The sequence below is a fragment of the Thermus sp. genome (assembly GCF_037444525.1).
Classification (GTDB): domain Bacteria; phylum Deinococcota; class Deinococci; order Deinococcales; family Thermaceae; genus Thermus.
In genome coordinates this window covers 1-24,376 of the sequence record NZ_JBBIMD010000025.1, presented here as the reverse complement: position 1 = coordinate 24,376, position 24,376 = coordinate 1, and the positions used below count along the sequence as shown (strand labels likewise).

The following is a 24,376-nucleotide window of genomic DNA, read 5'->3' as shown; positions in this document are numbered from 1 at the left end:
AATGTAGCAACAGCTTCCCCTTGAAGGGAAGCTGTATGGGCAGGAAAACCGCTATTGCGGCACCTCCACTATACCACCCTGCCCGGTCCCTGTCCAAGGGGGAACATGATGGAAAAACATGTCATGCTATAATGACTTCCATGGGCAGGCCAAACGCTTTACACTGGGTTGCCGCTATTGCGGCGGCCCTCGGGCGGGACCCCAGGACGCCCGAGGAGGCTTTGGGGGTGCTGGGGGCCTTCCTCCGCTCTGACCCGGCGGAGAAGGCTCGGTTTCTTGAGGAAGCCCACGCCGCCTGGGTCAGGGGTGGGTGGGCAGTCAGGGGGGATAATACCCCCACCGCTGGGGTTGTCCTGGCGGCCTTGGAGGAGGCTACCCGGCGCTTGGCGGAGCGTTACGGGTGGAGGAAGGAAGCCCAGGGACCGGATGTTCGGCTTCCCCGGGAGATGGTGGACAAGCTGAGGGTGCTTCCCCAGGGAGTGGCCCGGAGGGGGGAGGAGGGCGTTTTCTTCGTGTCCCCCAACGGCCTTTCTGACAAGGCGGTTTGGGCAGCAGCCCTCCGTCTTGTGAAGGGGGAGCGAGTAGTTTTGGCCCCGGTGAGGGGCGTTTCGGAGAAGGTCCTCCTGGTTGCCAGGAGGAAGGTCCTGGAGAAGACCAAGAAACTTCTCCAGAAGCAGGAGGTGGTGAGGAGGCTCCCCTGGGGGGAAACCGTTAGGGTTCTTCCCGGGGATAGGTGGGAGGATTTAGATGCCCCCGAGCCGAGGATTTCTGCCGCCATCCGTGGGCTTCGGGAGGCTACCGAGGTTTTGCGGGAGGAACAGGAAGAGGAGATTGGCGTTCCCGGCGACTGGGTTCACCAGACCCGGGTCAATCCTTGGTTGATCAAGGTGTACCTCATCGCCAAGGGGGAAGCCCAAGGGGTGGAAGCCGCATACCTTCAGGATGAGGCTTTCCTTCGGGACCTCTATGGGGAGGTGAACATCTACAACCCCGGGGAACTGGCGGCTTTTCTGGGGGTGAAGTTGAGGGAAAGGGGGAAGGCAAGAGGGGGATGGGTTCTTATCTTGGAGCGACAGGCCAGGAAGTTCCCCCCTTCCTACAAGGATGTGCAGGAGAGGTTTACAAGGAAGGGTAGTAAGGGTTGGGTTTCCTGGGCAGGGCTTCCTTTGTTGGAGCCCCTGGTGGCCTACGAGGTGAATGCTCTGGGGTTTAAGGACCCCGAGGCGGCCTACCAGGATGGCCTCATGGAGGCCCTGGAGATCTGGGGCCGTTTGCAGAGGAAGTACGCTCAGGAGGTTAAGGAGGGCAAGGGGTTTAACCCCCTTCTCTTCCTGGTGCCCGAGCTTCGCAAGTTCCTTCTGGAGCTTCGGGCACAGGAGGTAGGGGTCTTCCGCCTTTCTCGGGCGGATGCCCAGAAGCTAAGGAAGTACTTCTACTTCCGGGAGAGGGAGGGGTTGGACCCCATAGAGGCAGGGAGAAAAGCCAGGCTTTCCCCGGAGCTTCTTTCCGCTCTTCAGGCAGAGGATGTTTCTGCGGATGCCCTGGTTGAACTGGGGGTTGAGCCCAGGGAGGAGGTGGACTATGACACCTTCCTCCTGAGGGTCAAGGTAAAGGAGCTTAAGGAGGAGATTGCCCGTTGGTGGGGTCCTAAAGGGGAGGCTTTCATTGAGGCCCTCATGGAGGGCCAAACTTCCTTGGGAGCCCAGTTAGAGGCTGGCCTCTCCAACGAGGAAGCAGAGGAAGTCCTTGACTTCCTTCGCTCTGAGTTGGAGGGCTGGGTAGAGTAAGCCAGTAACTTGTGCCCCCGCCTGACCGCAGGCAGGGGTTTCTGTTTTTGCGTTGGAGGTGGTAGCATGCAGACGGTAATGGAGGCTCTTTACCTGGAAGATGTCCTGGAGGAGATGACCAGGGACCTGAAGGCTACCGTGGGGGCACCTGAGGGTGTTCGCACCTACGCTCTTTGGGGTGTGGACCCCTTTGAGTTGGAAACCGCCCTTTACGACATGCTGAAGCACTTAGGGAGGGAGGAGCGGGATGTGCTTCGCTGGTACATCCCTGACCTGGTGGAAACCGTTTACCGGGAGGGCTACAACGTGCTCATCCTCCTGCCCACGGGGGAGGGGTTGCACGCCAAGGGGGGGAGTGTTCCCTTGGCGGGGGTGCCCGGTAACAGGGTGTTTGCCTGAGTCAGGTGATTTTGACCTCACCCACCACCCGGTGCAGGGACCAATCTCCTTTTTCTAGGGTGCGGCGTTCCGTGGGGCATCCCAGGGTTTCCACCACGTAGCTACGGCGGCTGTTGAGGCCCAGGAAGCGCACGGGGGAGAGGGGGGCATCTCCTTCCCTGGGTTCGGCCACCGCCAGTTCCCCGGGTTCGGGTTCTTCCCCTTCCCGGTACACCACGAAGCCTCCCCTGTGGGTCAGGGCACGGAGGTCCCTGGGGTCTACCTCCAGGCCCGGCAGGCCCAGGACCAGGTACTCTCCCGACCCCTTAAGGGGCACCTTCAGCAGGGGAACCGGGGGAACCCCGGGCATCTCCTCCGTGGTGAGCCCCGGCACCGCTACCCCGGTGGCCTGGGTGAACTCCTCGGGGGTCCAGCGCAGGGCCTTCATCAGGGCCAGAAGGCGCTGGTACGACACGTTCTCCAGGTTCACCAGCCCCTTCTCCAGCTTCCATACATACCCGTCCGATACATCCATCTCCCGGGCTACATCCGCCAGTGTCAACCCCAACTCCCGCCGCCGCCTGGCAATCGCACCCCCGGCCCGTTGCCGAATACCCTCTACCATGCTCTACACTTTACCATCTGGCAAGGCAGACATGGTTGAACATAAGAGAGGTGCTTCCCCATGATAAACCGGCAGGCCACCGGCATATCCCCCGGTAGAACCTCCCCCTTGCCATCCGACAAGGGTAAAGCCCCGGTAAATCCCGTTCTGCACGGCGTTCCCGTCTTACCCCTTATTTACCCCTTATTCCGCCGGAATGACCCCATATCTGCACCGTTTGTGGGGATGCTCACGGGGCATAGATGCCGTTCTGCTGCCACCTGTCAAAGTGAGCTGAGGGTGAAGTGGGGGTGGAATGTAAACCTTACAAGCGAGAGGTCGTAGGTTCAAGTCCTACGCCGCCCACCAGAAGCCCCGGGCTTGGCCCCGGGGCTTTTTCATCCCGCCCTTTCCCCCTGCTTCTGGCGGAGGAAGGCCAACACCCGCTCGGGGTCGGTGAGGGGGTTCACTCCCCGGAGCACCGCGGCCACCCGGCCCTCGAGGTCCAGGACCACGGTGTCCCGCCGGAGGAGGCCTAAAAAGCGCCCCACCCCGAAGGCCCGGGCCAGGGTGCCTTGGGGGTCTGGGATCATCCGGGGGCCTAGGCCGGCGCTAAAGCGGCACAGGAGGCCAGCTCCGTCTTGGCTTACCCCAAAGACCCGGGCTCCCAACTTCCCAAACTCCCCCATAAGGCTGGCGTAGCGCCAGGTCTGGAGGGTGCACCCGGGGCTGAAGGCCCTGGGGAAGAAGAACAGTACGGTCCAGCATCCCCGGAAGGAAACGGGGTTGCCCTCGCTGTCTTGAGCCTCGAGGACAGGCGCAACCTGGCCCACCAAGGGATCTTCCCTCATGGATAGCCTCCTATAGGTTCCACCCGGCCCCGGGTCTCCTTGGGGGTACGGGCCCCCACGGCGAAGAGGGCCACCCGAAGCTCCCAGAGGTAGTCCTCGATGAAGCGGGCCACCGCCTCCCCCCTCTCCAGGGCTGGCCTCAAGAGGGGCCGGGCCACGGCCACCAGGTCCGCCCCCAGGGCCAGGGCCTTGGCCGCGTCCGTGCCCGTGTAGACCCCCCCAGAGGCGATGAGGGGGATTTCGGGGAGGACGGCGCGCACCTCCTGGATGCCCTCTGCTGTGGGAAGGCCGATCTCGCAGAGCTCGGGGTGGCGCACCTCCCCGTAGCGCACCCACTCCTCCACCCGGGCCCAGCTGGTCCCCCCAGCCCCCGCCACCTCCAGCCCCGCCAGGGGAAGGCCCTTCACCTGGAGGGCCACCTCCCGCCCTAGGCCGTGGCCCACCTCCTTGAGGAGGACGGGGAAGGGGAGGGGGAGGACTGCGGAAAGCCGCTCCAAAAGGCCCCGAAAGTCCGTGTCCCCCTTTTGCACCGCTTCCTGGAGGGGGTTTAGGTGGAATACGAGCCCGTCCGCCTCGAGGAGCTCCACCAACCGGATGAGGTCCTCTCGCCCGTAGCGGCGAAGCTGGGCCAGGCCCAGGTTGGCTAGGAGGAGGGTCCTTGGGGCCAGGGGGCGCACCCGGAAGGAGGGGAGGGCCGAGGGGTCTTCCAGGACGATGCGCCCCGAGCCCAGGACCATACCCACACCCAGGGCCTCGGCAGCCTCCGCCAGGGCGCGATTGATCCGTCCTCCCAGCTCCACCCCCCCGGTCATGGCCCCGATGAGGAAGGGGGCCCTTAGGGTCTTGCCCAGGAAGGGGGTGGTGAGGTCCACCTCGGAAAGGGCTAGGCCCGGAAGGGCCTGGTAGCGGAGTCGGTAGCGCTCCAGGCCGGTGGTGGTCCTCTGGTAGGCCACCTCCCCCTCCAGGCAAGCCTGGAGGTGCTTCCGCTTCCTCTCCGCGGTGCTCACGTGAAGGCCCCCTTGGGTTTTTTGAAAAAGCCCAGGTCCTCGGCGATGAGGCGCGCGGTCATCTTGCCAGACATCATCACGCTGGGAAGCCCCGCCCCCGGCTGGTAGCTCGCCCCCACCAGGTAGAGCCCCTTGACGTCCTCCGAGCGGTTATGGGGCCTGAGGCTTGCCGTCTGCCACAAGACAGGCTCCGGGCCAAAGGCGTTCCCCAGGTGGCTATTCAGGGTCCACTGGAAGTAGTCCGGGGTGATGAAGTGGGTGTAGACCAACCGTTCCCGAAGCCCAGGCAGATACCCCGCCTCCTCCAGGTAGCCCAGGGCCCGCTCCAGGTACTCGGGCCCAAGCTCTTTCCAGTCCAGGCCGCTTCCGTTGTGGGGCACGGGCACCAGGGTGTAGGCCGCGTGGTGGCCCGGGGGGGCTAAGGAGGGGTCGGTGAGGGTGGGGAGGTGGAGGTAGTGGGCCATGTCCGGGGGGAGGACCTTGCGCTGGAAGATGTCCTTGAGGAGCTCCTCGTAGCGCTCGGAGAGGAGGACGTTGTGATGCCTGAGGCGCTTCCCCTCATCCCCTTCTGCCCGGAAGCCGAAGTAGGCCACGAAGAGGCTCATGGAAAGCCGGGTGCGCTTAAGGCGCAGGTCGCTGTGCCAGAAGCGGTCCTCCGGGGCCAGAAGCTCGGCGTAGGTGTGGAGGTAGTCCGCGTTGGAGACCACCAGGTCTGCCTTCAGGACCTCCCCGTCCTCCGAGACCACCCCCTGCACCCGCCCCCCCCGCACCAGGATGCGGCGCACCGGTGTTCGGAGCCGGATCTCCCCCCCAAGCTCCCCGAGCTTCCGGATGAGGCCCTGCACTAGGGCCCCTGTGCCCCCTAGGGCGAAGTGGACCCCCCAGTTCCGCTCCACGAAGTGGATCATGGCGTAGATGGCGGGCACCGAGAGGGGGTTCCCCCCGATGAGGAGGCTTTCAAAGGAGAAGACCCGGCGCATCTTGGGGTTTTGGAAGTACTTCTTCACGAAGGAGAAGAGGGGGCGCACCGCGTCCAGCCGCAGGAGGTCCGGGGCCGCCCGGAGGAGGTCCAGGAGGCTTCCAAAGTGGGTGAAGCCCAGTTCCAGGAAGCCCCGCTGGAAGATCCTCCGGGCGGCCTCCTCAAAGCGGAGGTAGCCCGCTTCGTCCTCCGGGGCCAGGCGGCGGATCTCCGAGAGGAGGTGGTCCCGGTCATCCTTGTAGTCAAAGTGGGTGCCGTCCGGGAAGTGGATGCGGTAGAAGGGGTCCAGAGGGACCAGCTTCACGTAGCGCTCCGTGTAGGGGAGACCCTCCCAGTCTGGGAAGTCCGGGTAGAGCCGGGGTTCCCCTGGCCCCGTGGCGAAGAGGTCTTCCAGGAGGGAAGGGACGGTGATCACCGTGGGTCCCATGTCAAAGGTGAAGCCCTCCGCCCGGTGCACCCGGGCCCGCCCCCCGGGGTCGGGGAGCTTCTCCAGGACCAGCACATCGAGGCCCATGGCCGCAAGCCGGATGGCCGCGGAAAGCCCCCCGATGCCGCTGCCGATGACGATGGCCCGCATATGGGCCAAAGTCTACCTTCTGGCTTGAGGGCAACCTGGCCCTAGGCTACACCCAGCGCACCGCCTCCACCCCCCGTACCCCGGCGATGGCCTGAAGGAGGGCTTCCCGCTCCCCGTCCTGGATGGGGAGCCGGAGGCGGATCCTGGCTTTAGGCCCGAGGATCCGGGTTTCCGAGCCCAAAGCGCTTTTTCCCGCCTCGGCCACCACCTGCATCACGTCCCGTAGGAGGCCGGTGCGGTCCTGGGCCAGGACCTCGAGGGTGGCCACCTTTCCCCCCACCCCCTCCCAGTAGGCCCCGATGACCCGGTCTGCCTCTGGGCCCTGGAGGATGCGGCGCAGGTTGGGGCAGTCCGCCCGGTGGACCGTCACCCCCCGCCCCCGGGTGACGAAGCCCAGAATGCCATCCCCCTTCATGGGCTCGCAGCAGGAGGCCAGGCGGATGGGGGCCTGGAGGTCCTGCTCCAGGCGGATGCCCCACTCGTTCTTGGGGGTGGGCTTGGGCCTTTCGGGCTTGGCCACGGCCTTGGGGTAGAGGAGCTCGGCCACCGCCTTGGGGGTGATGCGGTTCAGGGCCAGGGCCAGGTAGAGCTCCTCCGGGGAAGGGAGAAGGCCCAGGCGCTTGGCGGCCTCCTCCAGCTGGCTGTCCGTGGGTTTCGGGAGGCCCCGGCGCTTCAGGTAGCGCTCCAGGAGGGCCTGGCCCTTCTCCAGGGTTTCCTGGCGTTCCAGGGCGCGGAAGTACTGGCGGATCTTGCTCTTGGCGCTCCGGGTCTTGGCGAACTCCAGCCAGCCCTTGGAGGGGTGGGCGTTTTTGGCGGTGAGGATCTCCACCATCTCCCCGTTCTGGAGCTCGTAGGAGAGGGGGACGATGCGCCCATTGACCTTGGCCCCCACCATGTGGTGGCCCACCTCAGTGTGGATGTGGTAGGCGAAGTCCACCGGGGTGGCCCCCTTGGGCAGGTTGATGATCCGCCCCTTGGGGGTGAAGACGAAGACCCGCCCCCCCAGGAGGTCCCGGGTCACCGCCTCCACGAACTCCCGGGAGCTGCTGAACTCCTGCTGCCACTCCTGGATGCTCTTAAGCCAGGAGACCCGCCGCTTCACCTCCTCGGGGTCGGTGAGGCCCTCCTTGTAGAGCCAGTGGGCGGCGATGCCGTACTCCGCCACCTTGTGCATCTCCCGGGTGCGGATCTGCACCTCCAGGGGAAGCCCCTCCAGGGCGATGACCGTGGTGTGGAGGCTCTGGTAGCCGTTCGGCTTGGGCACGGCGATGTAGTCCTTAACCCGCCCTGGGATGGGCTGCCATAGGGCGTGGACCAGGCCCAGGACGTGGTAGCAGACCTGCTTTTCCCTTAGGCTTCGGGCCTCCTCCGTGGGGCTCGGCTTGGGGTCCAGGATGACTCGCACCGCCAGGAGGTCGTAGATCTGCTCCAGGGCCTTCCCCTCCCGCTCCATTTTCTTCCAGATGGAGTAGAGGTGCTTGGGGCGGCCCGTGACCTCAAAGCCTTGGATCTGGGCCTGGAGGAGCTCGTCCTTTTCCAGGGCCTCCTTCAGACGGGCCATGGCCCTTTCCACCAGCCTTTCGCGGGCCTCCTGGCCCTCCTTGAGTCTTGCCAGGAGGGCTTGATAGGCCTCGGGGTGGAGGTAGCGGAAGGAGAGGTCCTCCAGCTCCCACTTGATCTGGCCCATGCCCAGGCGGTGGGCCAGGGGGGCGTAGATCTCCAGGGTTTCCTGGGCGATGCGCCGCTGCTTTTCGGGGGGCATGTGCGCCAGGGTGCGGAGGTTATGCAGGCGGTCGGCCAGCTTCACGATGATGATGCGCACGTCCTCCGCCATGGCGATGAACATCTGGCGGAGGTCCTCCGCGCGGCGCTCCTCGCCCTCGAGGTTGGCCATCTTGTAGAGCTTGCTGACCTTGGTCTCCCCCTCCACGATGCGCCGCACCCCAGGGCCGAAGCGCCGTTCCAGCTCCTCCGGGGCCACCCCAGAATCCTCCACCACGTCGTGGAGGAGGCCGGCCATGACCGTCTCCGCGTCCATGCGCAAGGAGGCCAGGATCTCGGCCACCGCCACCGGGTGGGTGATGTAGGGCTCCCCGCTCCTTCGCTTCTGGCCCGCGTGGGCCTCCAGGGCGAAGCGGTAGGCGGCCTCCACCCAGGCTACCTCCCCCTCCGAGAGGTAGGCCAGATGGGGTTGGAGTTGGGACCAAAGCTCGTCTTCTAAGGCCACCACCCTCCAGTGTAGCATCTAGGCGAGAAGGCCAAGCTCCTGTAGGAAGGCGGAAAGGGCGCTTCGCTCCAGAAGGGCCGCCAAGGTTTTCCCCTCCTTCCTGGCCAGGACCAGGGCCTTGGGCCCCAGCAGGACTACCGCCGCCTTCCGATCCCACTTGGCCGCTGCGTCCAGGAGGTCCAGAGCCTTTTGGAAGGACTCCAGGGGCGGCCGGGGAAGGGGCAGGGGGCCTTCCTCCAGGAAGCCTAGGGCCTCCACCCCGGGAAGGTGCAGGGGCTTGAGGGGGTCCTCCCCGGCCTCGGCCAGGGCTCCGAAGAGGGCCTCGAGGTCCGCGCTTCCGATCTCCTTGAGCACCGCCTGGGCCGCCTCCTTCTCCCGCTCGGCCTCCTTAAGGAGCCTTTCCGCCTCCTCCAGGGCCCGCTCCACCTCCAGGATCCCCTGGGGGCCAAGCCGGCCAAGTCGTTCCCAGGCAGCCTCCAGGAACTCCGCCAGGGGTTTAAGCCGATGGGTGGTCTCGCTCTTCAGGTCCTGGACCCGGGCGTGGCCCCTGAGGAAGGCGGCCAGGCGGGTGGTGAGCTCGGAGCGCCGGGCCTCCAGCTTGCGCTTTAGGGCCCCGAGGGCCCGGGCGATGGGGGTGGGGTCGGGGAGGGGCTTGGCCTTTTCCTCGGCGATGGCCTTCCGCACCGCCTCCCCCCCAAAGCCCCGGAAGCGCTCCGCCAAGGCCTCGAGGCGGGCAAGCTCCTCCAAAGCCCTCTGCCGCCTCTCTGCCCTGGCCTCCGCCAGGCGCTTCCTGAAGCCCTCCAGGTCGGGCAGGTGGCCTTGGGCCACCCCGGCCATCAGGGCCTCCCAGGCCTCCCCAAGCCCCAGGGCCCGGGCCTCCTCCTCCAGGGCCCTCAGGGTCCCTTCCGCCTCCCCGAGCTTGGCCTTTAGGGCCGCCTCCTCGCCCTCCTTCCTCAAAAGCTCCGCATAGCGGGCCCTAAGGGCGGGGAGGGCCTCGCCCAGGTGCTCCTCCGGGGTGGCCCCGAGCTCCTCCAAAAGGGGCCTAAAGGCCTCCCCCTTGGCGGCAAGCTCCCGAAGGAGGGCCTCCTTCTCCTCCCTTAGGCGCCCCGCCTCCTCCTCCAGGGCCTTGAGGCTTTCCTCCAGGGGGAGGAGGTCCGGGAAGCCCCCTTCCCTCAGGGTCTCCTCCGCCAGCCTTAAGGCGGCCTCCAGGGGGGCCTTGGCCTCCTGGGGGAGGGGGAGGCGCCTTAGGGCCTCTTCCAGCTGGATGAGGCGGGCCCGCCTTTCCGCTTTCAGGTTGGCCTCCGCCTCCTTGAAGGCCTCCTCCAGGGTCTTAAGCTTCTCACCCACAGGGGTGCCCGCCTCCAGGAGGGCCTGGACCTCGGCGAGAAGGGGGCTTACGGTGCTCCGCTCCAGGAGGGGGGCGTAGCGGGCCAGGAGGTCTTGGAACCTCCGCTTTTCCTCCTCCACCACCAGGGCTTGGATGCGCTCCGCCGCTTCCTCGGGGAGGGCCTCGAGGTCAACGACCAGCTCCCCCTCTAGCTCCGAGGCGTCCTCCACGGTGACGTACACCTCGGGCTCGGCCTCCTCCGTCTGGAAGACGATCTCCGGCAGAGTGGGGGCGCGGACGGCGCTGGACTCCAGAAGCTTCCTGAGCTCCAGGGCCAGGGCCCTGGCCCGCTCTACCTCCCCTTGGGCCAGGGTGCCCTCCCCATGGGCCTGGCGGATGGTGGCCACCAGGCTTTCCAGGCGGCGGACCTTGGCCCCCCCGAGGTGCCGCACCCTTTCCAGGGTCTCCTCCAGGTGGGCCAGGTCCCGGGCTTGGCGGAGGAGGGCCTCCTCCAGCTTTTCCTCCAAGGCCTCTAAAAGCCTAAGCCCTTCGGCCAAGAGGGCAGGGTCCTCCCCCTGGCGCAGGCGGCTGTAGAGGGCCCGAAGCCTGGCCACCTCCGGCCAGTCCAGGTAGAGCTGGAAGCGCTTTAGCCCCTCCTCCAAGGCCTTGAGCCCCTCCGGGTTCCTAAGGCGCCTTAAGGCCTCCTCCACCACCCGCCGGGCCTCCTCGGGCCTAAGCCTCGCCTGTAGCTCCCGGAAAAAGGGCCCCTTCAGGAGGGCCTCCCCATCCTCGGGGGTAAGTTCCCTTCGGGTTTTGCCGAGCCGCTTGAGGCCTTCCTCCAGGACCACCTGGGCCCTCTGGCCCAGATGGGGCTGGACCGCCTCCAGGATGACCTGGTGGACCTCGGGCATCCCCTAGACTATACCCCTTTTTCCAGCCTAAGGGGCTCCCCTAGGTAAAGCTTCAGGTGGGGGTAGGGGATCTCTATCCCTTCCCGGTCCAGGCGGTTTTTGATGCGGCGGCGGAACTCCCGGGCCACCGCCCACTGCCGAGCGGGCTTGGTGCTGAAAAGCACCCGGATGACCACCGCGGAGTCCGCCAGGTTCTGCACCCCCAAAACCTCGGGGGCCCCCGTGAAGGCCTCCTGCCACTCGGGGTCTTGGTGGAACCGCTCCACCTCGTCCCGGAAGACCCCAAGAACCCGGTCCAGGTCCTCCTTGTAGGCCACGCCCACGTCCACCACTGCCCGGCTCCACTCCTGGGTGAGGACGGTGACCTGCTGCACCTGTGAGTTGGGGATGAGGTGAACCCGGCCCTCCAGGTCCCGAAGCACGGTGAGGCGCAGGTTGAACCGCTCCACCTGCCCCCCCACCCCGTTGATCTGGACGATGTCCCCCACCCCGTACTGGTCTTCCAGGAGGATGAAGAAGCCGTTGATAAAGTCCTGGATGAGCTTCTGCGCGGCGAAGCTGAGGGCGAGCCCCGCCACCCCCGCCCCTGCCAGGAGGGCGGTGATGTTCAGGCCCAGGTTGGAGAGGAGGAAAAGCCCCCCCACCACCAGGACCACCCCCTTGAGGGAGGACTCGGCCACGGCCCGGAGGGTTTTCCGCCGCACCGCTTCCCGTGTGAGTTCCGTCCCCTCCGGTTCCGGCAGGCGGCTTAGGAGAAGGGGGAGGAGGCGGTAGCCCAGGTGGGTGAGGGCCAGGACCCCAAGGGCGGAAAGCCCCCGCCCCCCGAGCCACCCCACCAGGGCACCCCCCCAGGTGCGGAGGGGCTCGTAGGGGAGGCTTAGGGCGTGGGCCAGGTACGCCGTGCCCGCCAGGGCCAGCCCCCCCCACCACCCCCAGGCCAGGAGGCGGAGAAAGGCGTCGTCCCGCTCCCCGGGGATGGCCCGCCCTAGGGCAGCGAGGAGGCGGCCCCCCCACCGGCCAAGGAGCAGGACCACGGCCAGGCTCACCAGCACGTGGAGCGTGGCCATCATGGGGTAGAGTATACCGGCCGTATAGTAGAGGCATGGAGCGCCACGCGCCGCAGCCCACCTACACCCTCGAGGGCTGGCAGGTCCTCCACGATTTCCGCACCCTGGACTTTGCCACCTGGCTCGCCGCGCCCCAGGCCGAGCGGAAGGCGGCCTGGGAGGAGCTAAAGGGCCTCCTTGGGGCCTGGCGGGCTCTGGAGGAGCGGGGCCTCGGCCTTTCCCGGGTGTACCAGGTGCTGACCCACAAGGCGGACCTCCTCTTCCTCCACTTCCGCGAGGGCCTGGACGACCTTTTGGAAGCGGAGGAAAGGCTCAATAAAAGCCGCCTCGCCCGCTACCTGCGCCCGGCTTACGGCTTTTACTCTGTGGTGGAGCTAGGGAGCCAGACGGGGCCTTTGGACCCCGAGGCCCCCTACGTCAAGCCCCGCCTCCGCCCCCGGGTGCCCGAAGGGGGGTATGTCTGCTTTTACCCCATGAACAAGCGCCGCCAGGGTACGGACAACTGGTATATGCTCCCCGCACAGGAAAGGGCCGAGCTCATGAAGGCCCACGGGGAGACGGGAAGGAAGTACCAGGGCAAGGTCTTGCAGGTCATCAGCGGGGCCCAGGGCCTGGACGACTGGGAGTGGGGGGTGGACCTCTTCAGCGAGGACCCCATCCAGTTCAAGAAGATCGTCTACGAGATGCGCTTTGACGAGGTCTCCGCCCGGTACGGGGAGTTTGGGCCCTTCTATGTGGGCCGCCACCTCTTCCCAGAGGCCCTGGCCCGCTTCCTGGGGGTGTGATGTACTGGAACCTGACCCTTTACCGCCTCCTCCCCGAGTTCCGCCGCCTCGAGGCCGAGGCCCAGGAGCACCTCAAGGACGAGCTCGCCGCCCTCTTGGAGCGCTGGGTGGGGCGGGAGGGGCTTTCCGTGTATAGCCTGGTGGGCTTCTCCAGCGAGGCGGACCTCCTCCTTTTCCAAAAGGCGGAGGACCCCAAGGCCTTTGCCCTCTTCCAGAAGGAGCTCCACCGCACCCGCATGCTGGGCTTCCTCGCGCCGGAAGGGCGGTACCTGGACCGGGGAGAGGGAGGCCCCAAAGGGGAAGCCCTCCTCCTCCCCTGGGGTCTGGAGGAGACGCCCCTTGGCCTAAGGGTTTTCCGGGGGGAGGTTTTGGCCCTGGTGGAGGGCCCTTTGGCCCAGCTCTTTCCCCTCCTCCTCCGGGAGGGGGGGTACCTGGGCCAAAGGAAGCCGCCCCGGGAGGCCCTGGACGAGCTCTAAGCGCCTCCTTAGGGGGCCTCAAAAGGGAGTCTCAGCAAGCTTTTCCTTGAGCCCCAGGGGGCGTTTCGGCCGTCAGGGCCCTTAGCGGCTTGCCCAAAGGGTGAGGAGGAGGAAAACCGCGGTCCCAAGGCTCACGGTGAGGAGAGCTGCCCGCCGGGTTCTGGGCATGAGGAGGCCCAGGAGGAGCCCGGTGAGGCTCACCAGGGCCAGGAAGAGGGCGGAGAGGTCCAGGACCCAGCGCCAGGCCCCCGGGGTGTCCCGGCCCTTGTGGAGGTCGTTCAGGACGCCCACCAGCCCCACCTCGGTGACGCTTAGGCGGTAGGCCCCGCTTTGGAGGTCCACCTGGGCGTCCGCGGCGTAGCCCGGGGCGCGGAAGGAAAGCCAGGCCTCCCCCCCGCTTGCCCCATGCTCCGTCACCCGGCCCTTGAGGCCCAGGGCCCTCAGGTCCTCCGCCAGGCGGAGCCAGTCCACCTCGCCCTGGGGGGCGTAGGGCCCCGGGAGGGTGCCCTGGAGGCGGCGGGTCCTGCCCTCCCCGAACCATTCCGGGTGGTTCAGGGTGAGGCCGGTGAGGGCGAAGAAAAGGAGGGCCAGGAGGGCGAGGAGGGAGAGGTAGAGGTGTAGGGTCCGGGCAAGGTGGTAAAGCCGTGCCCGGACCAGCAGGGCCCTAGGCCTTGCGGTAGTCAAGGCTGACCTCCGAAAGCTCCCCCTTAAGGGTGTAGGCCCTTTTGAAGGGCTTGGCGCCGATCTCCACCGCTTCCCGGAAAAGCTCGTAGGGCCCGTGCTCCCGGGCGTACTCCACGCAGACGAAGTACCGGCCTTGGGACACGACCCGCCCTCCCTCGTCCTTCCCGTCCCAGACCACCCGGTACCGCCCGGGGGGGCGGGTGGGGCCGGAGAGGGTGCGCATCCTTTCTGGGGTGCTTTCTAGGAAGTAGCGGCGGAGCTCGTTCCACCACCTTTCGCCCTTCCCCGGCATGAGGAAAAGGGCCAGGGTGCGCACCAGGTTGCCCCGCTCATCCTCCACGTAGCAGGCCACATAGGGGGCCCGGTAGCGGAACCCCCCGCCCTCGTAGGCGAAGGCCACCTCCAGCTCCATGCCCTGGGGCCAGGGGGCCCCCTGGGCCCGGGCAAGGCCCAGGGCCGTCATCCCCCCCACCACCCGGCGAAGGAACGACCTGCGGCTGTAGTAGCGCTTCAGCATGCTTCCCTCCTTATGGGCCGGCCTTGGGGCCTTCCCGGGTGAAGAGCACCCCTTGCGCCCCGAAGGCCCTCAGGATGGGCCAGGCCTCCTCCTTGAGGACGAAAAGGGCCTTGGCCAAGGCCTCAGCCAGGAGGGCGCTTCCCGCCAGGACCGAGGCCTGGAGCCCCTCCGCGGGCCTTCCCGTTCGGGGGTCCAGAAGGTGGGCCCCCCGGTGGCGGACCCCGCTGGTGGCCACCCCCCCTTGCCCCAGGCGGAGGGCGTGGGGGGCGGGCGCGTTGTCGGGGCCCAAGGGGCTTTCCAGGGCCACCAAGGCCTCCCCGGGGCCCAGGCGGGCCAGGTCGCCCCCTAGGTTCACCAAAACGGCCTTGGCCCCCAGGGCCAGGGCCCTGGCCGCGGCCCGGTCGGCGATGTGGCCCTTGGCCAGGCCGTCCAGGTCTATGGGGGCGAAGAGCTCCACCCGCTCCCCTACCAGGCGGTAGGGCACCCCCCCGTGGCGGGGGGCGGGGTGGAAGGCCCCCTGGGTGGCCTCCATGAGCCTTAGGGCCTCTTCCAGCAGGAAGCGCATCTCGGGGCTTACCGGCCCTCCGCCCGCCGCCAGGAGCCGGGTGAGCTCGCTTTCCCGGTGGCGGCTGAAGAGGCCTTCCAGCCGGGCGATATCCTCCTGGATGCCCTTAAGGGCCCGCCGGGCCGCCCAAGGGGGGGCGAGGAGCTGGACCTCCAGGTAGCTTCCCAGCACCCCTTCCCATCTGGCCCCGTACCGGCCCATGCCCTAAAGGGTAGGGGTGGGCGGTTAGGGGAGCGTTAGGTGGGGTGCTTAACCGCCCGCTAACCCCCTTGGGCGCATACTGGGGGCATGCGCATCCTCCTTTTGGAGGACGAACCCCACCTGGGCCGGGCCCTGGAGCGGGCCCTTGCCGCCCAGGGCTGGAGCGTGGTCTGGGCCCAGGGCCTCGAGGCCGCCCGGGAAGCCTTCCTCGAGGCCGAGCCCGACCTCATGGTCCTGGACGTGCGCCTTCCTGGGGACGAGGATGGGGGCTTCCGCTTCGCCGAGGAGGTGCGGAGGGCGGGCTACAAGGGGGCCATCCTCTTCCTCACCGCCCGGGATACCCTGGCCGATAGGGTCTACGGCCTGGACCTAGGGGGGGACGACTACCTGGTGAAGCCCTTTGCCCTGGAGGAGTTCCTGGCCCGGGTGCGGGCCCTCCTCCGCCGTCTGGCGGAGGTTAAGGCGGGGCGGCTTTGCCTTGGCCCTTTGCGGGTGGACCTTTCGGGGCGGGGGGTGTACCTGGGGGGCCAGCGGGTGGACCTCTCCCCTCGGGAGTTTGCCCTTTTGGAGCTCTTTGCCCTGCATCCAGGGCGGCTTTTCGCCCCGGAAGAGGTGGCGGAGCGGGTTTTTGGGGATGGGGCGAAGGTGGGGGCGGTGAAGGTTTACATCCACTACCTCCGGCAGAAGCTGGGCCCAGAGGTGATCCGCACCGTCCCCGGGGGGTACCGGTTTGGGTATGACCCTTAGGGGAAGGCTGGCCCTCTTCCTCCTCCTGGCGGTGGGGGGTGCCCTCCTGGCCCAGGGGGTGCTGAGCTACGCGGCCTTCAAGCGCCTGGTGGAGCAGGATATGGACCGTTCCCTTTTCCTCTACCTCGAGGCCCTGACCGAGGGGCGCCGCCCCCCAAGGGGGGAGTTCGCCTTCCGGCTCCTTGCGGACCACGAGGAGAAAAGCCCCAACTTCCCCGACCTTCCCCCCCTCCCGCCGGGCCGTTACTGGCGGGAAGGGTGGCGGGTGGTGGTCCTCGCCCTGCCTGGGGGCACCGTGACCCTGGCCCGCTACGATCCCGGGGCGGCCTTCGCCCTAAGCCGCTTCCGCCTGGCCCTCTTGGGGTCCGGGTTCTTCCTCACCCTCCTCGCCGCCCTTCTCGCCTACCGCCTGGCGGGAAGCGCCCTAAGGCCCCTGGCCCGCCTCACGGAGGTGGCCCAGCGGGTGGCCGAGGCCCAGGACCTGACCCAGCGGGTGGAGGTGCGGGGTGGGGGAGAGATGGGGGCTTTGGCCCAGAGCTTCAACCACATGCTGGATCGCCTCCAGGCTTTTTGGGAAAGGGAAAGGCGCTTCACCCGGGATGCGGCCCATGAGCTCAGAACCCCGGTGGCCGCGGCCTTGGCCCAGGTGGAGGGGGCGGTGGCCGGTTACCTTCCCAAGGAGGAGGCCCTTGAGGCCGCCCGGGCGGAGCTTTTGCGCATGAAACGCCTGGTGGAAGCCCTCCTCCTCCTGGCCCGGGAGGGGCGGGTGGAGCGGGTGGACCTGGACCTGGCCCGCCTGGCCCAGGAGGAGGCCCTGCGCTTTGGGGCGGCCTACGAGGGCCCGGAACGCTTCCCCTACCGGGGGGACCCCCTCCTCCTGGCCCAGGCCTTGAGGAACCTCCTCCAGAACGCCTTCCTCCACGGGGAGGGGCGGGGGGTGCGGGTGCGGGTGGGGACGGAGGGGGCAAGGGTCTTCCTGGAGGTGGCGGACGAGGGGCCGGGGCTTCCCGAAGGGGCCTTCCTCGAGGCCGGCCGCCCCTTCTTCCGCGCCTCCCAAAAGCCCGGGGAGGGCCTTGGCCTTTCCGTGGCCAAAAAGGTGGCCGAGGCCCATGGGGGGCGGCTGGTCCTCCGCCCCAACCGCCCCACGGGCCTGCGGGTGCGCCTGGAGCTGGCCTGGGAGGAAGGTGGGGAAGGCCACCCTCTGCCTTCCCCCTTAGGGTAGGCTTTGGACCATGTACGAGGTGGTCCTCACCCTCCATAACTTCCTGCGCTGGGCGGTCCTCTTCTTTGGCCTCTGGGCCGTGGCTCAGCCCCAGCCCCGGCCGGCGGCCTTGTTCGCCCATGCCCTCACTCTTCAGGTGGTCTTGGGCCTCCTCCTGGCCTTTGTAAGCCCCCTTTTCCAAGGGGCCTTGGCGGCCCTAGGGGAGGTGATGCGCGCTGGGGGCGAGCCCCGCTACTTCGTGGCCGAGCACTGGGTGGGGGGCCTTCTGGCCCTGGGCCTGGCCCACGCCGGGCTGGCCCGGGCGCGCAAAGGGGGCTCTCCCCGTCTCTTCTTTGCCCTAAGCCTCCTCGTGCTCCTCCTTTCCATCCCCTGGTTCCGGCCCCTCCTCCGCCTCTAGGTAGGCCACCGCCGCATACCCCACCACCCGCCCCCGCTCCCCCTTGGCCTCGGCGCTGGTGGCATAGGCCAGGAGCCTGGGCCGCCACCCTAGGCCCCGGGCCAGGGCGGTGAGGCTCGCCCAGGGGAGGCGGCCGCAGGCTTCGCTTTCGGCCAGGGCCGGGGGGTCTAAGGCCAGGGCCTTTTCCAGGGTTTTCCCGTCCCGCGCCCGGGCCACGGGCTCGGGGTGGTAGTGGGAGAGGTCGCTGCTGGCCACCACCAGGTCCCTGGACTCAAGTTCCGCCAGCAGGGCCCCGGCCACCTCCAGGGGGTCCACCTCCCCGAAGAGGAGGGGGAGGATAGGGGTCTTGGGGAGGACCACCTGGAGGAAGGGGAGGAGGACCTCGAGGCTGTGCTCCTGCCGGAAAGGCTCCTCCAGGGCCCGGAAGGGGTGGCCCCGGGCGAGGAGCCTCCTTCCCCCTTCCAGGTCCACGGGGGTTTCCCCCAAGGGGGTGCGCCAGGCCCGGTAGGGGTGGAAGGCCACCCCCAGGAAGGGCACGAAGTGGCTGGGGCCCAGGAGGAGGACTCTCCGGGCCCGCCCCTTCCAGGTGGAAAGGGCCCGGAAGGCTTCTGCCGCCACCCGGCCGGAGTAGAGGTAGCCCGCGTGGGGGGCCAGGGCCCCCCGGACCCCCGGAAGGGGAGGCGTGCGGGCTGCTTGCAGAAGGCCCTCCACCTCCCGCCGGAGGGCGCCCTCCTCCCGGGGGTAGAAGACCCCCGCCGCCGCCTCCTGCCTCACCAGGCCCATATCCCGGGGATCCTCCGGCCGCACCCCGGGCACACCCCGGGGTCTGTCCACAGGGCCTCCACCCGGTAGCCCCGCCGCCTCAGGAGGAGGCGGCCGCAGTCCGGGCAGCGGGTGGAACTCCGCTCCTCGTCCAGGATGTTGCCTAGATAGACGAAGCGTACCCCCTCTTCCTTGGCGATCTCGTAGGCCTTAAGCAGGGTTTCCCGCCGGGTGGGGGTGAGGTGGGGCATGCGGTAGTCCGGGTGGGCGGCGGTGAGGTGCCAGGGGATCTCCGGCGAAAGCCCTTTGAGGAAGCGGGCCATGGCGCGAAGCTCCCCTTCCTCCGTGTTGTACCCCTCCAGGAGGAGGGTGGTCACTTCCACCCAGACCCCCTGGGCCACCAGGTGCTCGAGGCTCTCCAGCACGGGTTTCAGCCGGGCCCCGCAGATCTCCCGGTAGAAGACCTCGCGGAAGCCCTTGAGGTCCACATTGGCTGCGTCCAGGTAGGGGCGGATGTAGGCCCAAGCCTCCTTCGTCTCAAAACCGCTGGTCACAAAGACGGTCTTCATTCCCCGTTCCTTGGCGAGAAGGGCCGTGTCTCGGGCGTACTCTATGAAGACCGCGGGCTCGTTGTAGGTGAAGGCGAGGAGCCTCACCCCCAAGGCCTCCGCGGCGGCCACCACCCGTTCTGGGGGGAAGTCCTCCCCCAGGTAGGCCCCCGCGCCCCCTTCGCCGAGGGGGAAGTCCCGGAACTGGCTGATGGTCCAGTTCTGGCAGAAGGCGCAGAAGAGGTTGCACCCCACGGTGCCCAAGGAGAGGATCCCCTCCCCGGGGTGGAAGTGGAAGAGGGGCTTCTTCTCCACGGGGTCCACGTGGAGGGCCGCTGCCTTGCCGTAGGTGGCCAGGTAAAGCCGCCCCCCCAGGTTCCGGCGCACCCCGCACTTCCCCGCGCCCCCCTGGGGGATGGCGCAGTAGTGGGCGCAGGCCCGGCACTGGACGAAGCCCTTAGGCAGGGGACGGACCAGATCGGCTTCCCTTAAGGCCGCGGTCATTCCATAGCCTTCACCCCCGATTGTAGCGCGCTACACTAAGCTTCGTGAAGCCCTTTCCCCCAGAAAAGGAGGAGGACTTCGCCCCCTTCTTTCCCGCGGAGGTCCTCCGGCGGGGCCTGGCCTACGCCCGCGAGGGGCGGGTCCTAAGGGTCTACCGGCTGGGGGAAAGGCTCTTTGGGGAGGTCCGGGGCTCGGCGGAGGCCCCCTACCGGGTGGAGGTGGGCCCTGGGCTTGGGGGAAGCTGCACCTGCCCCTACCCGGACTTTCCCTGCAAGCACGCGGCGGCCCTCCTCTACGCCTATCTGGACCGGGGAGGTAAGGACCTCAAGGAGGCCCTGGAGGCCCTTCCCCCCGAGGAGGCCAAGGCCCTCCTCTTGGCTCTCGCTGCCCTGCCCCGGGTGGGCGGCCTTCTCCTGGAGGCTCTTTTTCCCGAAAGGGCCCTGGAGGAGGAGGCCAAGGAGCTGAAGGCCGCCTTCCGCCTGGGCCTGTGGCCCGAGGAGGCCCTCGAGGCCCTCCTGGTGAAGCTTCCCCGGGTGGGGGAGGCAAGCCCCCTGCTGGCGGTGCTGGAGGCCCTCCTGGAGGCCCCACAGGACCCCGGGCCCTACCTGGGCCCGGTCCTGGCCCGCTACCGGGCCCTCGGGGGCCCCTTAAGGCCCCTCCTCGCCCTCCTCCTCCGCCACCCCTTCCCCGAGCTGGTGCGGACCTTTTTGGAGATGGCCCGGGCGCGCCCCGAGGAGGCCCTGCCCCTCCTCGCGGGGAAGGACCCCTGGAGGGAGGCCCTGCGGCGGGAGCTCCTCTTCGCTTTAGGGCAGGCGGAGGAGGCCTTAAGCCTCATGAGGGCTCGCCTCGAGGCCCCCGAGGACTACCTGGCCCTGGTGGACCGCCTCCTCGCCCTGGGGCGGGAGGAAGAGGCCCTGCGCTACGCGGAGGAGGCCCTGGAGTGGTTCGGCAAGGACCCTAGGCTCTTCCCCCTGGCCGACCTCCTGGCAAGCCGGAGGGGCCTTCCCCAAGACCTCCTCCGCCGCTTTGCCCTGCGCCCAAGCCTCTCCGACTACGCCGCCCTAAGGGTCCTCCTCGGCCCCCGCTTTAGGGAGGAAAGGCCCGCCCTCCTCAAGGCGGTAAAAGACCCCGCCCTTCTCGCCTGGATCCATCTCCTGGAGGAGGACTGGAAGGCCTTGGACCGCCTTCTGAAGCGGGCCCCCCTCGAGGCCTACCCCGCCCTGGCCGAAGCCCTGGAGGAAAGGCTTCCCGGGGAAGCCCTAAGGCTGTACCTGGACGCTGCCCGGGCCTTGGTGGAGGAGGGGGGAAGGGCCCGCTACCGGGAGGTTGCCCGCCTCCTCAAGCGGGCCAGGGCCCTGGATGGGAAGCGGGTGGAGGCCTTCCTCAAGAACCTAAGGGCCCTTTACCCCAGGCGGCGGGCCCTTTGGGAGGAGTTGGCTTCCCTCTCATCCTCCTAGGGGAGAATGGAGGCGTGGACCGTTTTCCCTGGGTGGAGGTCTTCCGGGGGCTTGCCATCTTGGAGGTGGTCCTCCACCACCTCCTGGGCCGGTTCCTCCGGGAGGTGCCCCCCGAAACCCCCCTGTGGTTTGGGACCCTGGTTCTGAACCGCACCCTGCACTTCGCCGTGCCCGCCTTCCTCTTCATGACCACGGTGGTCCTGGGGGTGGCCCTGGGGCGGGGGATGGCCCTGGGCCGCTACTTCCGTAACCGCGTCCTGAGGCTCCTTTGGCCCTACCTCCTTTGGAGCGGGGCCTACCTCCTCTTCCGCTTTTGGGACCTTGGGGTTTTCCAGCCGGAACGGATCCCCCACCAGCTCCTTTGGGGCAAGGCCTACTTCCACCTCTACTTCCTGGTGGTGGCCCTGGAACTGGCCCTGGTCCTGCCCCTCCTGGCCCCCGTGGTGCGCAGGAAGCCCCATGGCCTTTGGTTTCTCCTCTTGGGGGTCGGCCTTACCCTTCTGGTGTACCTCGCCAACCGCCACCTCTATCGCCTGCCCTACCCCGCCAGCACCCTCTTGTGGCACATCCCCGCGGTGGTCCTGGGCCTCCATGTGGCAAGCCGCATAGAAAGGCTTCCCCGCCTCCTCCGCTTCTGGCCTCTAGCCCTCCTCCTGGCCCTAGTGGGGCTTGGGGGCTACCTCCCCCTGGCCCTGGAGGCCTTCCGGGGGCGCCCCGTGAACACCTTCCACTACCAGGCCCTCCACTGGCTCTACACCACGGCCATGGCCTTCCTCCTCCTGGCCCTGGCCCACCGCCTGGCCCAAGGCCCCCTCAAGGCCCCCTTGGCCTTTTTGGGGCGCTACTCCCTGCAGATCTACCTCCTCCATCCCATGGTGATCCGGCTTCTGGAGAAGAACCCCACCTTCCCGGAGCCCTTGGGCCTCAAGGTGGCCTTTCTCGTCTACCTCCTCCTTGCCCTCTTCCTTCCCCTCGCCCTGGCCCACCTCCTCTACCGGGCCCGCCTTTCCCTGCCGCTTTTTGGGCGATGAGGGGCCTGTGGCTTCTCCTCCTTTTGGGGCTTTTGGCCCTGGGCACCCTGGCCCCGCCCAAGGTGCGCCTCGAGGCCGGTGGGGTGGCCTACACCCGGCAGGGGGTGGGGCTCTTCGCCGAGCTCTGCCACCCAGGGGGCACCCCTAAGGGGGCCATCGTGCTGGTGCCTGGGGGCTTCGGCCCCCCCAACCCCACCATGGCCCAGCGGTGCCGGGCCTGGGCGGAGCGGGGTTTCCTGGGGGTGGTACCCCACCTCCGGGGCCGGGGTCGGAGCGGGGGGCAGATCACGGGCTGCCTGGAGGAGGCGGAGGACCTGGCCCACCTGGCTCGCCTCCTCCCCGCTTTAGGGGCGAGGCGCCACGCCTATGCGGGCTACTCCCTGGGCGCCTGCGTGGCCCTGAAGGCCGCGGCCCTGGAAGGGGGAAGCGCGGGGGTGGTCTTCGCCATCGGCCCGGTGGATTTTGAGGAGCAGGCGGCGATCCTGAGGCGGACCCGGCCCGAAGCCCTCGCCCGCTGGCAGAGGACCTTGGGGGAGGACCTGGCCCGCCAAAGCCCCCTGCCCTACGCATCCCGCCTCCAGGCCCCCCTCCTCATCCTCCAGGCGGGGAACGACCCCCTGATCCCCCCCACCCAAGCCTGCCGCCTCAGGGATGCCCGGGAGGCCATGGGCCGGAGGGTCCACCAGGTGGCCCTCACCCGGGAGGGCGCCCCCTGGATGGGCCCCCTCATCAAGGGCCGGGCCTGCGTAAGGCCCACAGGGTTCGGCCCCCGCGGGGAAGACCACCTGGTCCTCTTTCCCGACCTGCACCACGCGGTCATCCCCGCCATGGAGGCCTTGGCGGAGCGGTTCCTCCTTCATTGGCTACGCCCTTGACACCCGGGGGTCCTTTGGGCATAGTGTAGGGTGCGGCCAGTCCTGGAGGGTTGGCCGAGCGGTTGAAGGCGGCGGTCTTGAAAACCGCTGTGGGCCGAAGGGCCCACCGGGGGTTCGAATCCCTCACCCTCCGCCAACGGCTTGGAGAGGTGGCCGAGTGGTCTAAGGCGGCACCCTGCTAAGGTGTTGCACCGGGAAAACCGGTGCCGCGGGTTCGAATCCCGCCCTCTCCGCCAAAGGGGCCTGGCCCATGGGCCAGGCCCTTTCCCGTATGCCAAGGCTTCCCCTACCCCCCTTACGCCCCTGCCGCCTCCTCCGGCGGAGGAACCGCTTCCTGGTGGAGGCAGACGTGGGGCCTTTGCACCTTCCCAACTCCGGGCGCATGGCAGAACTCCTCCGCCCCGGCACCCCCGGCCACTACCTCCCCCGGCCCACCCCAAGGACCCTGGGCCGCCTGGTCCTGGTGGAGGCGGAAGGGGTCCTGGTGGGGGTGGACGCTGCGCTGGCCAACCGCCTCCTGGAACTTCTCCTAAAGGAAGGCGCCCTTGGCCCCCTCGAGGCCCTGTGGCGGGAGGTGGCCGTGGGGGGCGAGAGGCTGGACTTTCGCGCGCGGATTGGGGGGCAGGAGGCCTTCTTGGAGGCCAAGAACTGCAACCGGGTGGAGGAGGGCCTGGCCCTCTTCCCCGATGCCCCCACCCCCCGGGGGGCCCGCCACCTTCGCCTCCTCGCCACCTTGGCCCGGGCGGGGCATCCAGCCTTCGCCGTGTGGTTTGTCCAGCACCCCCTGGCCCAGGCCTTTGCCTTGGACCCGGAGGACCGAGCCCTGGTGGAGGCGGCGGAGGAGGCCCAGGCCAGTGGGGTGAGGCTCTTAGCCTACCGGGTGCGCCCTACCCTGGAGGCTTTGGAGGTGGAGGCGGGGCTTCCTTGGGCTACCCCCCAAGGAGGATCTGGAAGGCCACCATGAGAGCTGCGGAGAGGGTGAGGGCCGTGGCCACCCCTTCAGCCGTGGCCTCCTTGAGGGCCTCGGGGAGGATTTCGGCCACGGCCATCCAGATCATGGCCCCCGCGGCGAAGCCCAGGCCCACGGGCAAGGCCGGACGGAAGGCCTCCACGAAGAGGAAGGCGGGCACGGCCATGAGGGGCTGGGGCAGGCTGGAGAATACGCTCCAGAAGGCGGCCATGAGGGTGCTTACCCCTCGAGGCACCAGGACCAGGCTGATGGCAAGCCCCTCCGGGATGTTGTGCAGGGCGATGGCCAAGGTGATGAAGACCCCCAAGGCCTCCCCCCCGCCGAAGGACACCCCCACCCCCACCCCCTCCGCGAAGGAGTGGAGGGTCATGATGCCCACCATCATGAGGGCCTTGCGGGCATCCAAGCCCGAAAGCTCCCCGAAGGACACCTCCTGCCCCTTGAGGTAGCGGTGGCTTAAGAGGATGAAGGCGAGGCCCAGGAGGACCCCCAAAAGGGTGCGGCCGAGGCCATAGCCCACCCCCTCGTAGATAAGGCCGAAGCTGGCGGAGAGCATAAGCCCCGCGGCGGCGGCATTGGCCAGGCCCAGGTGGACTTGGACCACGGAACGGGTGAAGAGGAAGGGCAGGGCCCCAAGCCCGGTGGCCACCGCGGTGAGAAGGGCGTAGAGGAAGACCGTCCATGGGGATATGGAGAAGCCGTCCATGGCCCTTATCTTAATGCAAGTAGTTATCACTTGTAAATGATCCTTCCCGGGTCTGTTGCCGAAGAAGGGCGTCGGCCCCCACCTCGCCCGGACGACCGGGGATGTGGTAAAAAGGGGGGGAATGCTTGGCGAGCGCGGGGTTCTGGAAGGCAACCTGGCGGAGTTCCCCTTTGCCTCCTTGGTAGGAGCGTTGATGAGCGCGGAGCGCACGGGG

General features: G+C 68.2%; 24 protein-coding genes and 2 tRNA genes. 13 read left to right on the top strand and 13 right to left on the bottom strand.

Annotated features, from left to right (window positions below; all coding sequences use genetic code 11):
• Positions 1-140: 140 nt before the first annotated feature.
• On the top strand, positions 141-1,787 hold the full coding sequence (locus tag WKI94_RS05665) for a hypothetical protein (protein WP_337844800.1): 1,647 nt from the start codon (positions 141-143) through the stop codon (positions 1,785-1,787).
• Positions 1,788-1,853: 66 nt separating this feature from the next.
• The gene (locus WKI94_RS05660) at positions 1,854-2,186 is read left to right on the top strand and encodes a hypothetical protein (RefSeq protein WP_126217296.1); all 333 of its coding nucleotides are present in this window, start codon (positions 1,854-1,856) and stop codon (positions 2,184-2,186) included.
• Between the two features lies 1 nt (position 2,187).
• Here WKI94_RS05660 and WKI94_RS05655 read toward each other — a convergent pair whose 3' ends face one another.
• From WKI94_RS05655 to WKI94_RS05625, 7 genes are all read right to left on the bottom strand, one after another.
• On the bottom strand, positions 2,188-2,790 hold the full coding sequence (locus WKI94_RS05655) for a helix-turn-helix transcriptional regulator (protein ID WP_126217297.1): 603 nt from the start codon (positions 2,788-2,790) through the stop codon (positions 2,188-2,190).
• A gap of 377 nt (positions 2,791-3,167) precedes the next feature.
• On the bottom strand, positions 3,168-3,620 hold the full coding sequence (locus WKI94_RS05650; RefSeq protein WP_337844799.1) for a peroxiredoxin: 453 nt from the start codon (positions 3,618-3,620) through the stop codon (positions 3,168-3,170).
• Complete coding sequence (fni, locus tag WKI94_RS05645) at positions 3,617-4,627, bottom strand: type 2 isopentenyl-diphosphate Delta-isomerase (RefSeq protein ID WP_337844798.1); 1,011 nt, start codon at positions 4,625-4,627, stop codon at positions 3,617-3,619. The genes WKI94_RS05650 and fni overlap by 4 nt, the downstream gene beginning before the upstream one ends.
• On the bottom strand, positions 4,624-6,183 hold the full coding sequence (gene crtI / locus WKI94_RS05640; RefSeq protein ID WP_337844797.1) for a phytoene desaturase family protein: 1,560 nt from the start codon (positions 6,181-6,183) through the stop codon (positions 4,624-4,626). The genes fni and crtI overlap by 4 nt, the downstream gene beginning before the upstream one ends.
• A 46-nt stretch (positions 6,184-6,229) precedes the next feature.
• Positions 6,230-8,428, bottom strand: a complete 2,199-nt coding sequence (locus WKI94_RS05635) for a bifunctional (p)ppGpp synthetase/guanosine-3',5'-bis(diphosphate) 3'-pyrophosphohydrolase (protein ID WP_337844796.1) — start codon at positions 8,426-8,428, stop codon at positions 6,230-6,232.
• Positions 8,429-10,648: a hypothetical protein gene (locus WKI94_RS05630; RefSeq protein WP_337844795.1), complete on the bottom strand. Its 2,220-nt coding sequence runs from the start codon at positions 10,646-10,648 to the stop codon at positions 8,429-8,431.
• A gap of 8 nt (positions 10,649-10,656) precedes the next feature.
• Positions 10,657-11,718: a mechanosensitive ion channel family protein gene (locus WKI94_RS05625; RefSeq protein WP_337844794.1), complete on the bottom strand. Its 1,062-nt coding sequence runs from the start codon at positions 11,716-11,718 to the stop codon at positions 10,657-10,659.
• A 32-nt stretch (positions 11,719-11,750) separates the two neighbouring features.
• Here WKI94_RS05625 and hemQ point away from each other — a divergent pair, with 32 nt between their 5' ends.
• Positions 11,751-12,500, top strand: coding sequence for a hydrogen peroxide-dependent heme synthase (gene hemQ / locus WKI94_RS05620; protein ID WP_337844793.1), 750 nt, complete (start codon positions 11,751-11,753; stop codon positions 12,498-12,500).
• Positions 12,500-12,976: a hypothetical protein gene (locus WKI94_RS05615; RefSeq protein WP_337844792.1), complete on the top strand. Its 477-nt coding sequence runs from the start codon at positions 12,500-12,502 to the stop codon at positions 12,974-12,976. The genes hemQ and WKI94_RS05615 overlap by 1 nt, the downstream gene beginning before the upstream one ends.
• Positions 12,977-13,057: 81 nt before the next feature.
• On the opposite strand, the gene WKI94_RS05610 is transcribed toward WKI94_RS05615, so the two are convergent.
• Genes WKI94_RS05610 through WKI94_RS05600 form a run of 3 tightly spaced genes read right to left on the bottom strand, consistent with a single transcriptional unit; the run spans position 13,058 to position 14,943 of the window.
• Positions 13,058-13,660, bottom strand: coding sequence for a PepSY-associated TM helix domain-containing protein (locus WKI94_RS05610; protein ID WP_337844791.1), 603 nt, complete (start codon positions 13,658-13,660; stop codon positions 13,058-13,060).
• Positions 13,641-14,177, bottom strand: a complete 537-nt coding sequence (locus WKI94_RS05605) for a DUF2271 domain-containing protein (protein WP_337844790.1) — start codon at positions 14,175-14,177, stop codon at positions 13,641-13,643. The genes WKI94_RS05610 and WKI94_RS05605 overlap by 20 nt, the downstream gene beginning before the upstream one ends.
• Before the next feature lie 10 nt (positions 14,178-14,187).
• A complete protein-coding gene (locus WKI94_RS05600) occupies positions 14,188-14,943 on the bottom strand; it encodes an FAD:protein FMN transferase (RefSeq protein ID WP_337844789.1) in 756 nt (251 codons plus the stop codon).
• Positions 14,944-15,030: 87 nt separating this feature from the next.
• Between WKI94_RS05600 and WKI94_RS05595 the strand changes: the two genes are divergently transcribed.
• Genes WKI94_RS05595 through WKI94_RS05585 form a run of 3 tightly spaced genes read left to right on the top strand, consistent with a single transcriptional unit; the run spans position 15,031 to position 17,309 of the window.
• Positions 15,031-15,690 carry a response regulator transcription factor gene (locus tag WKI94_RS05595; protein WP_337844788.1) on the top strand — a complete coding sequence of 220 codons (660 nt, stop codon included), beginning with the start codon at positions 15,031-15,033 and terminating at the stop codon, positions 15,688-15,690.
• Positions 15,680-16,912 (top strand): HAMP domain-containing sensor histidine kinase, encoded by a 1,233-nt coding sequence (locus WKI94_RS05590; protein WP_337844787.1) that lies wholly within the window; start codon positions 15,680-15,682, stop codon positions 16,910-16,912. Before WKI94_RS05595 ends, WKI94_RS05590 begins: the two co-directional genes overlap by 11 nt.
• A 10-nt stretch (positions 16,913-16,922) precedes the next feature.
• Positions 16,923-17,309, top strand: coding sequence for a hypothetical protein (locus tag WKI94_RS05585; RefSeq protein ID WP_337844786.1), 387 nt, complete (start codon positions 16,923-16,925; stop codon positions 17,307-17,309).
• On the opposite strand, the gene amrB is transcribed toward WKI94_RS05585, so the two are convergent.
• Positions 17,250-18,092 carry an AmmeMemoRadiSam system protein B gene (gene amrB, locus WKI94_RS05580; protein WP_337844808.1) on the bottom strand — a complete coding sequence of 281 codons (843 nt, stop codon included), beginning with the start codon at positions 18,090-18,092 and terminating at the stop codon, positions 17,250-17,252. The genes WKI94_RS05585 and amrB overlap by 60 nt on opposite strands.
• On the bottom strand, positions 18,080-19,123 hold the full coding sequence (gene amrS, locus WKI94_RS05575) for an AmmeMemoRadiSam system radical SAM enzyme (protein WP_337844785.1): 1,044 nt from the start codon (positions 19,121-19,123) through the stop codon (positions 18,080-18,082). Before amrS ends, amrB begins: the two co-directional genes overlap by 13 nt.
• 44 nt (positions 19,124-19,167) lie before the next feature.
• On the opposite strand from amrS, the gene WKI94_RS05570 reads away from it, so the two are divergent.
• The 6 genes from WKI94_RS05570 to WKI94_RS05545 all read left to right on the top strand — a co-directional run bounded on the left by WKI94_RS05570 (position 19,168) and on the right by WKI94_RS05545 (position 23,450).
• On the top strand, positions 19,168-20,580 hold the full coding sequence (locus WKI94_RS05570) for an SWIM zinc finger family protein (protein ID WP_337844784.1): 1,413 nt from the start codon (positions 19,168-19,170) through the stop codon (positions 20,578-20,580).
• Between the two features lie 14 nt (positions 20,581-20,594).
• The gene (locus WKI94_RS05565; protein WP_337844783.1) at positions 20,595-21,611 is read left to right on the top strand and encodes an acyltransferase; all 1,017 of its coding nucleotides are present in this window, start codon (positions 20,595-20,597) and stop codon (positions 21,609-21,611) included.
• On the top strand, positions 21,608-22,486 hold the full coding sequence (locus WKI94_RS05560; protein ID WP_337844782.1) for a dipeptidyl aminopeptidase: 879 nt from the start codon (positions 21,608-21,610) through the stop codon (positions 22,484-22,486). Before WKI94_RS05565 ends, WKI94_RS05560 begins: the two co-directional genes overlap by 4 nt.
• Before the next feature lie 44 nt (positions 22,487-22,530).
• A tRNA-Ser gene (locus tag WKI94_RS05555) sits at positions 22,531-22,622 on the top strand.
• A 7-nt stretch (positions 22,623-22,629) separates the two neighbouring features.
• A tRNA-Ser gene (locus tag WKI94_RS05550) sits at positions 22,630-22,722 on the top strand.
• Positions 22,723-22,757: 35 nt separating this feature from the next.
• Positions 22,758-23,450: a DNA/RNA nuclease SfsA gene (locus WKI94_RS05545; protein ID WP_337844807.1), complete on the top strand. Its 693-nt coding sequence runs from the start codon at positions 22,758-22,760 to the stop codon at positions 23,448-23,450.
• Here WKI94_RS05545 and WKI94_RS05540 read toward each other — a convergent pair.
• Positions 23,416-24,162, bottom strand: a complete 747-nt coding sequence (locus WKI94_RS05540; RefSeq protein WP_337844781.1) for a ZIP family metal transporter — start codon at positions 24,160-24,162, stop codon at positions 23,416-23,418. The two genes, WKI94_RS05545 and WKI94_RS05540, sit on opposite strands and share 35 nt — an antisense overlap.
• Positions 24,163-24,376 lie beyond the last annotated feature (214 nt).

Bases quoted from the DNA above. Each gene is read 5' to 3' on its own strand.
- WKI94_RS05600 (WP_337844789.1), bottom strand. From the start codon at position 14,943: ATGGGCCGGTACGGGGCCAGATGGGAAGGGGTGCTGGGAAGCTACCTG.
- amrS (WP_337844785.1), bottom strand. From the start codon at position 19,123: ATGACCGCGGCCTTAAGGGAAGCCGATCTGGTCCGTCCCCTGCCTAAG.
- hemQ (WP_337844793.1), top strand. From the start codon at position 11,751: ATGGAGCGCCACGCGCCGCAGCCCACCTACACCCTCGAGGGCTGGCAG.
- WKI94_RS05595 (WP_337844788.1), top strand. From the start codon at position 15,031: ATGCGCATCCTCCTTTTGGAGGACGAACCCCACCTGGGCCGGGCCCTG.
- amrB (WP_337844808.1), bottom strand. From the start codon at position 18,092: ATGGGCCTGGTGAGGCAGGAGGCGGCGGCGGGGGTCTTCTACCCCCGG.
- WKI94_RS05605 (WP_337844790.1), bottom strand. From the start codon at position 14,177: ATGCTGAAGCGCTACTACAGCCGCAGGTCGTTCCTTCGCCGGGTGGTG.
- WKI94_RS05615 (WP_337844792.1), top strand. From the start codon at position 12,500: ATGTACTGGAACCTGACCCTTTACCGCCTCCTCCCCGAGTTCCGCCGC.
- WKI94_RS05540 (WP_337844781.1), bottom strand. From the start codon at position 24,162: ATGGACGGCTTCTCCATATCCCCATGGACGGTCTTCCTCTACGCCCTT.
- WKI94_RS05655 (WP_126217297.1), bottom strand. From the start codon at position 2,790: ATGGTAGAGGGTATTCGGCAACGGGCCGGGGGTGCGATTGCCAGGCGG.
- WKI94_RS05630 (WP_337844795.1), bottom strand. From the start codon at position 10,648: ATGCCCGAGGTCCACCAGGTCATCCTGGAGGCGGTCCAGCCCCATCTG.
- WKI94_RS05660 (WP_126217296.1), top strand. From the start codon at position 1,854: ATGCAGACGGTAATGGAGGCTCTTTACCTGGAAGATGTCCTGGAGGAG.
- WKI94_RS05560 (WP_337844782.1), top strand. From the start codon at position 21,608: ATGAGGGGCCTGTGGCTTCTCCTCCTTTTGGGGCTTTTGGCCCTGGGC.
- crtI (WP_337844797.1), bottom strand. From the start codon at position 6,183: ATGCGGGCCATCGTCATCGGCAGCGGCATCGGGGGGCTTTCCGCGGCC.
- WKI94_RS05585 (WP_337844786.1), top strand. From the start codon at position 16,923: ATGTACGAGGTGGTCCTCACCCTCCATAACTTCCTGCGCTGGGCGGTC.
- WKI94_RS05650 (WP_337844799.1), bottom strand. From the start codon at position 3,620: ATGAGGGAAGATCCCTTGGTGGGCCAGGTTGCGCCTGTCCTCGAGGCT.
- WKI94_RS05665 (WP_337844800.1), top strand. From the start codon at position 141: ATGGGCAGGCCAAACGCTTTACACTGGGTTGCCGCTATTGCGGCGGCC.
- WKI94_RS05635 (WP_337844796.1), bottom strand. From the start codon at position 8,428: ATGCTACACTGGAGGGTGGTGGCCTTAGAAGACGAGCTTTGGTCCCAA.
- WKI94_RS05545 (WP_337844807.1), top strand. From the start codon at position 22,758: ATGCCAAGGCTTCCCCTACCCCCCTTACGCCCCTGCCGCCTCCTCCGG.
- WKI94_RS05590 (WP_337844787.1), top strand. From the start codon at position 15,680: ATGACCCTTAGGGGAAGGCTGGCCCTCTTCCTCCTCCTGGCGGTGGGG.
- WKI94_RS05625 (WP_337844794.1), bottom strand. From the start codon at position 11,718: ATGATGGCCACGCTCCACGTGCTGGTGAGCCTGGCCGTGGTCCTGCTC.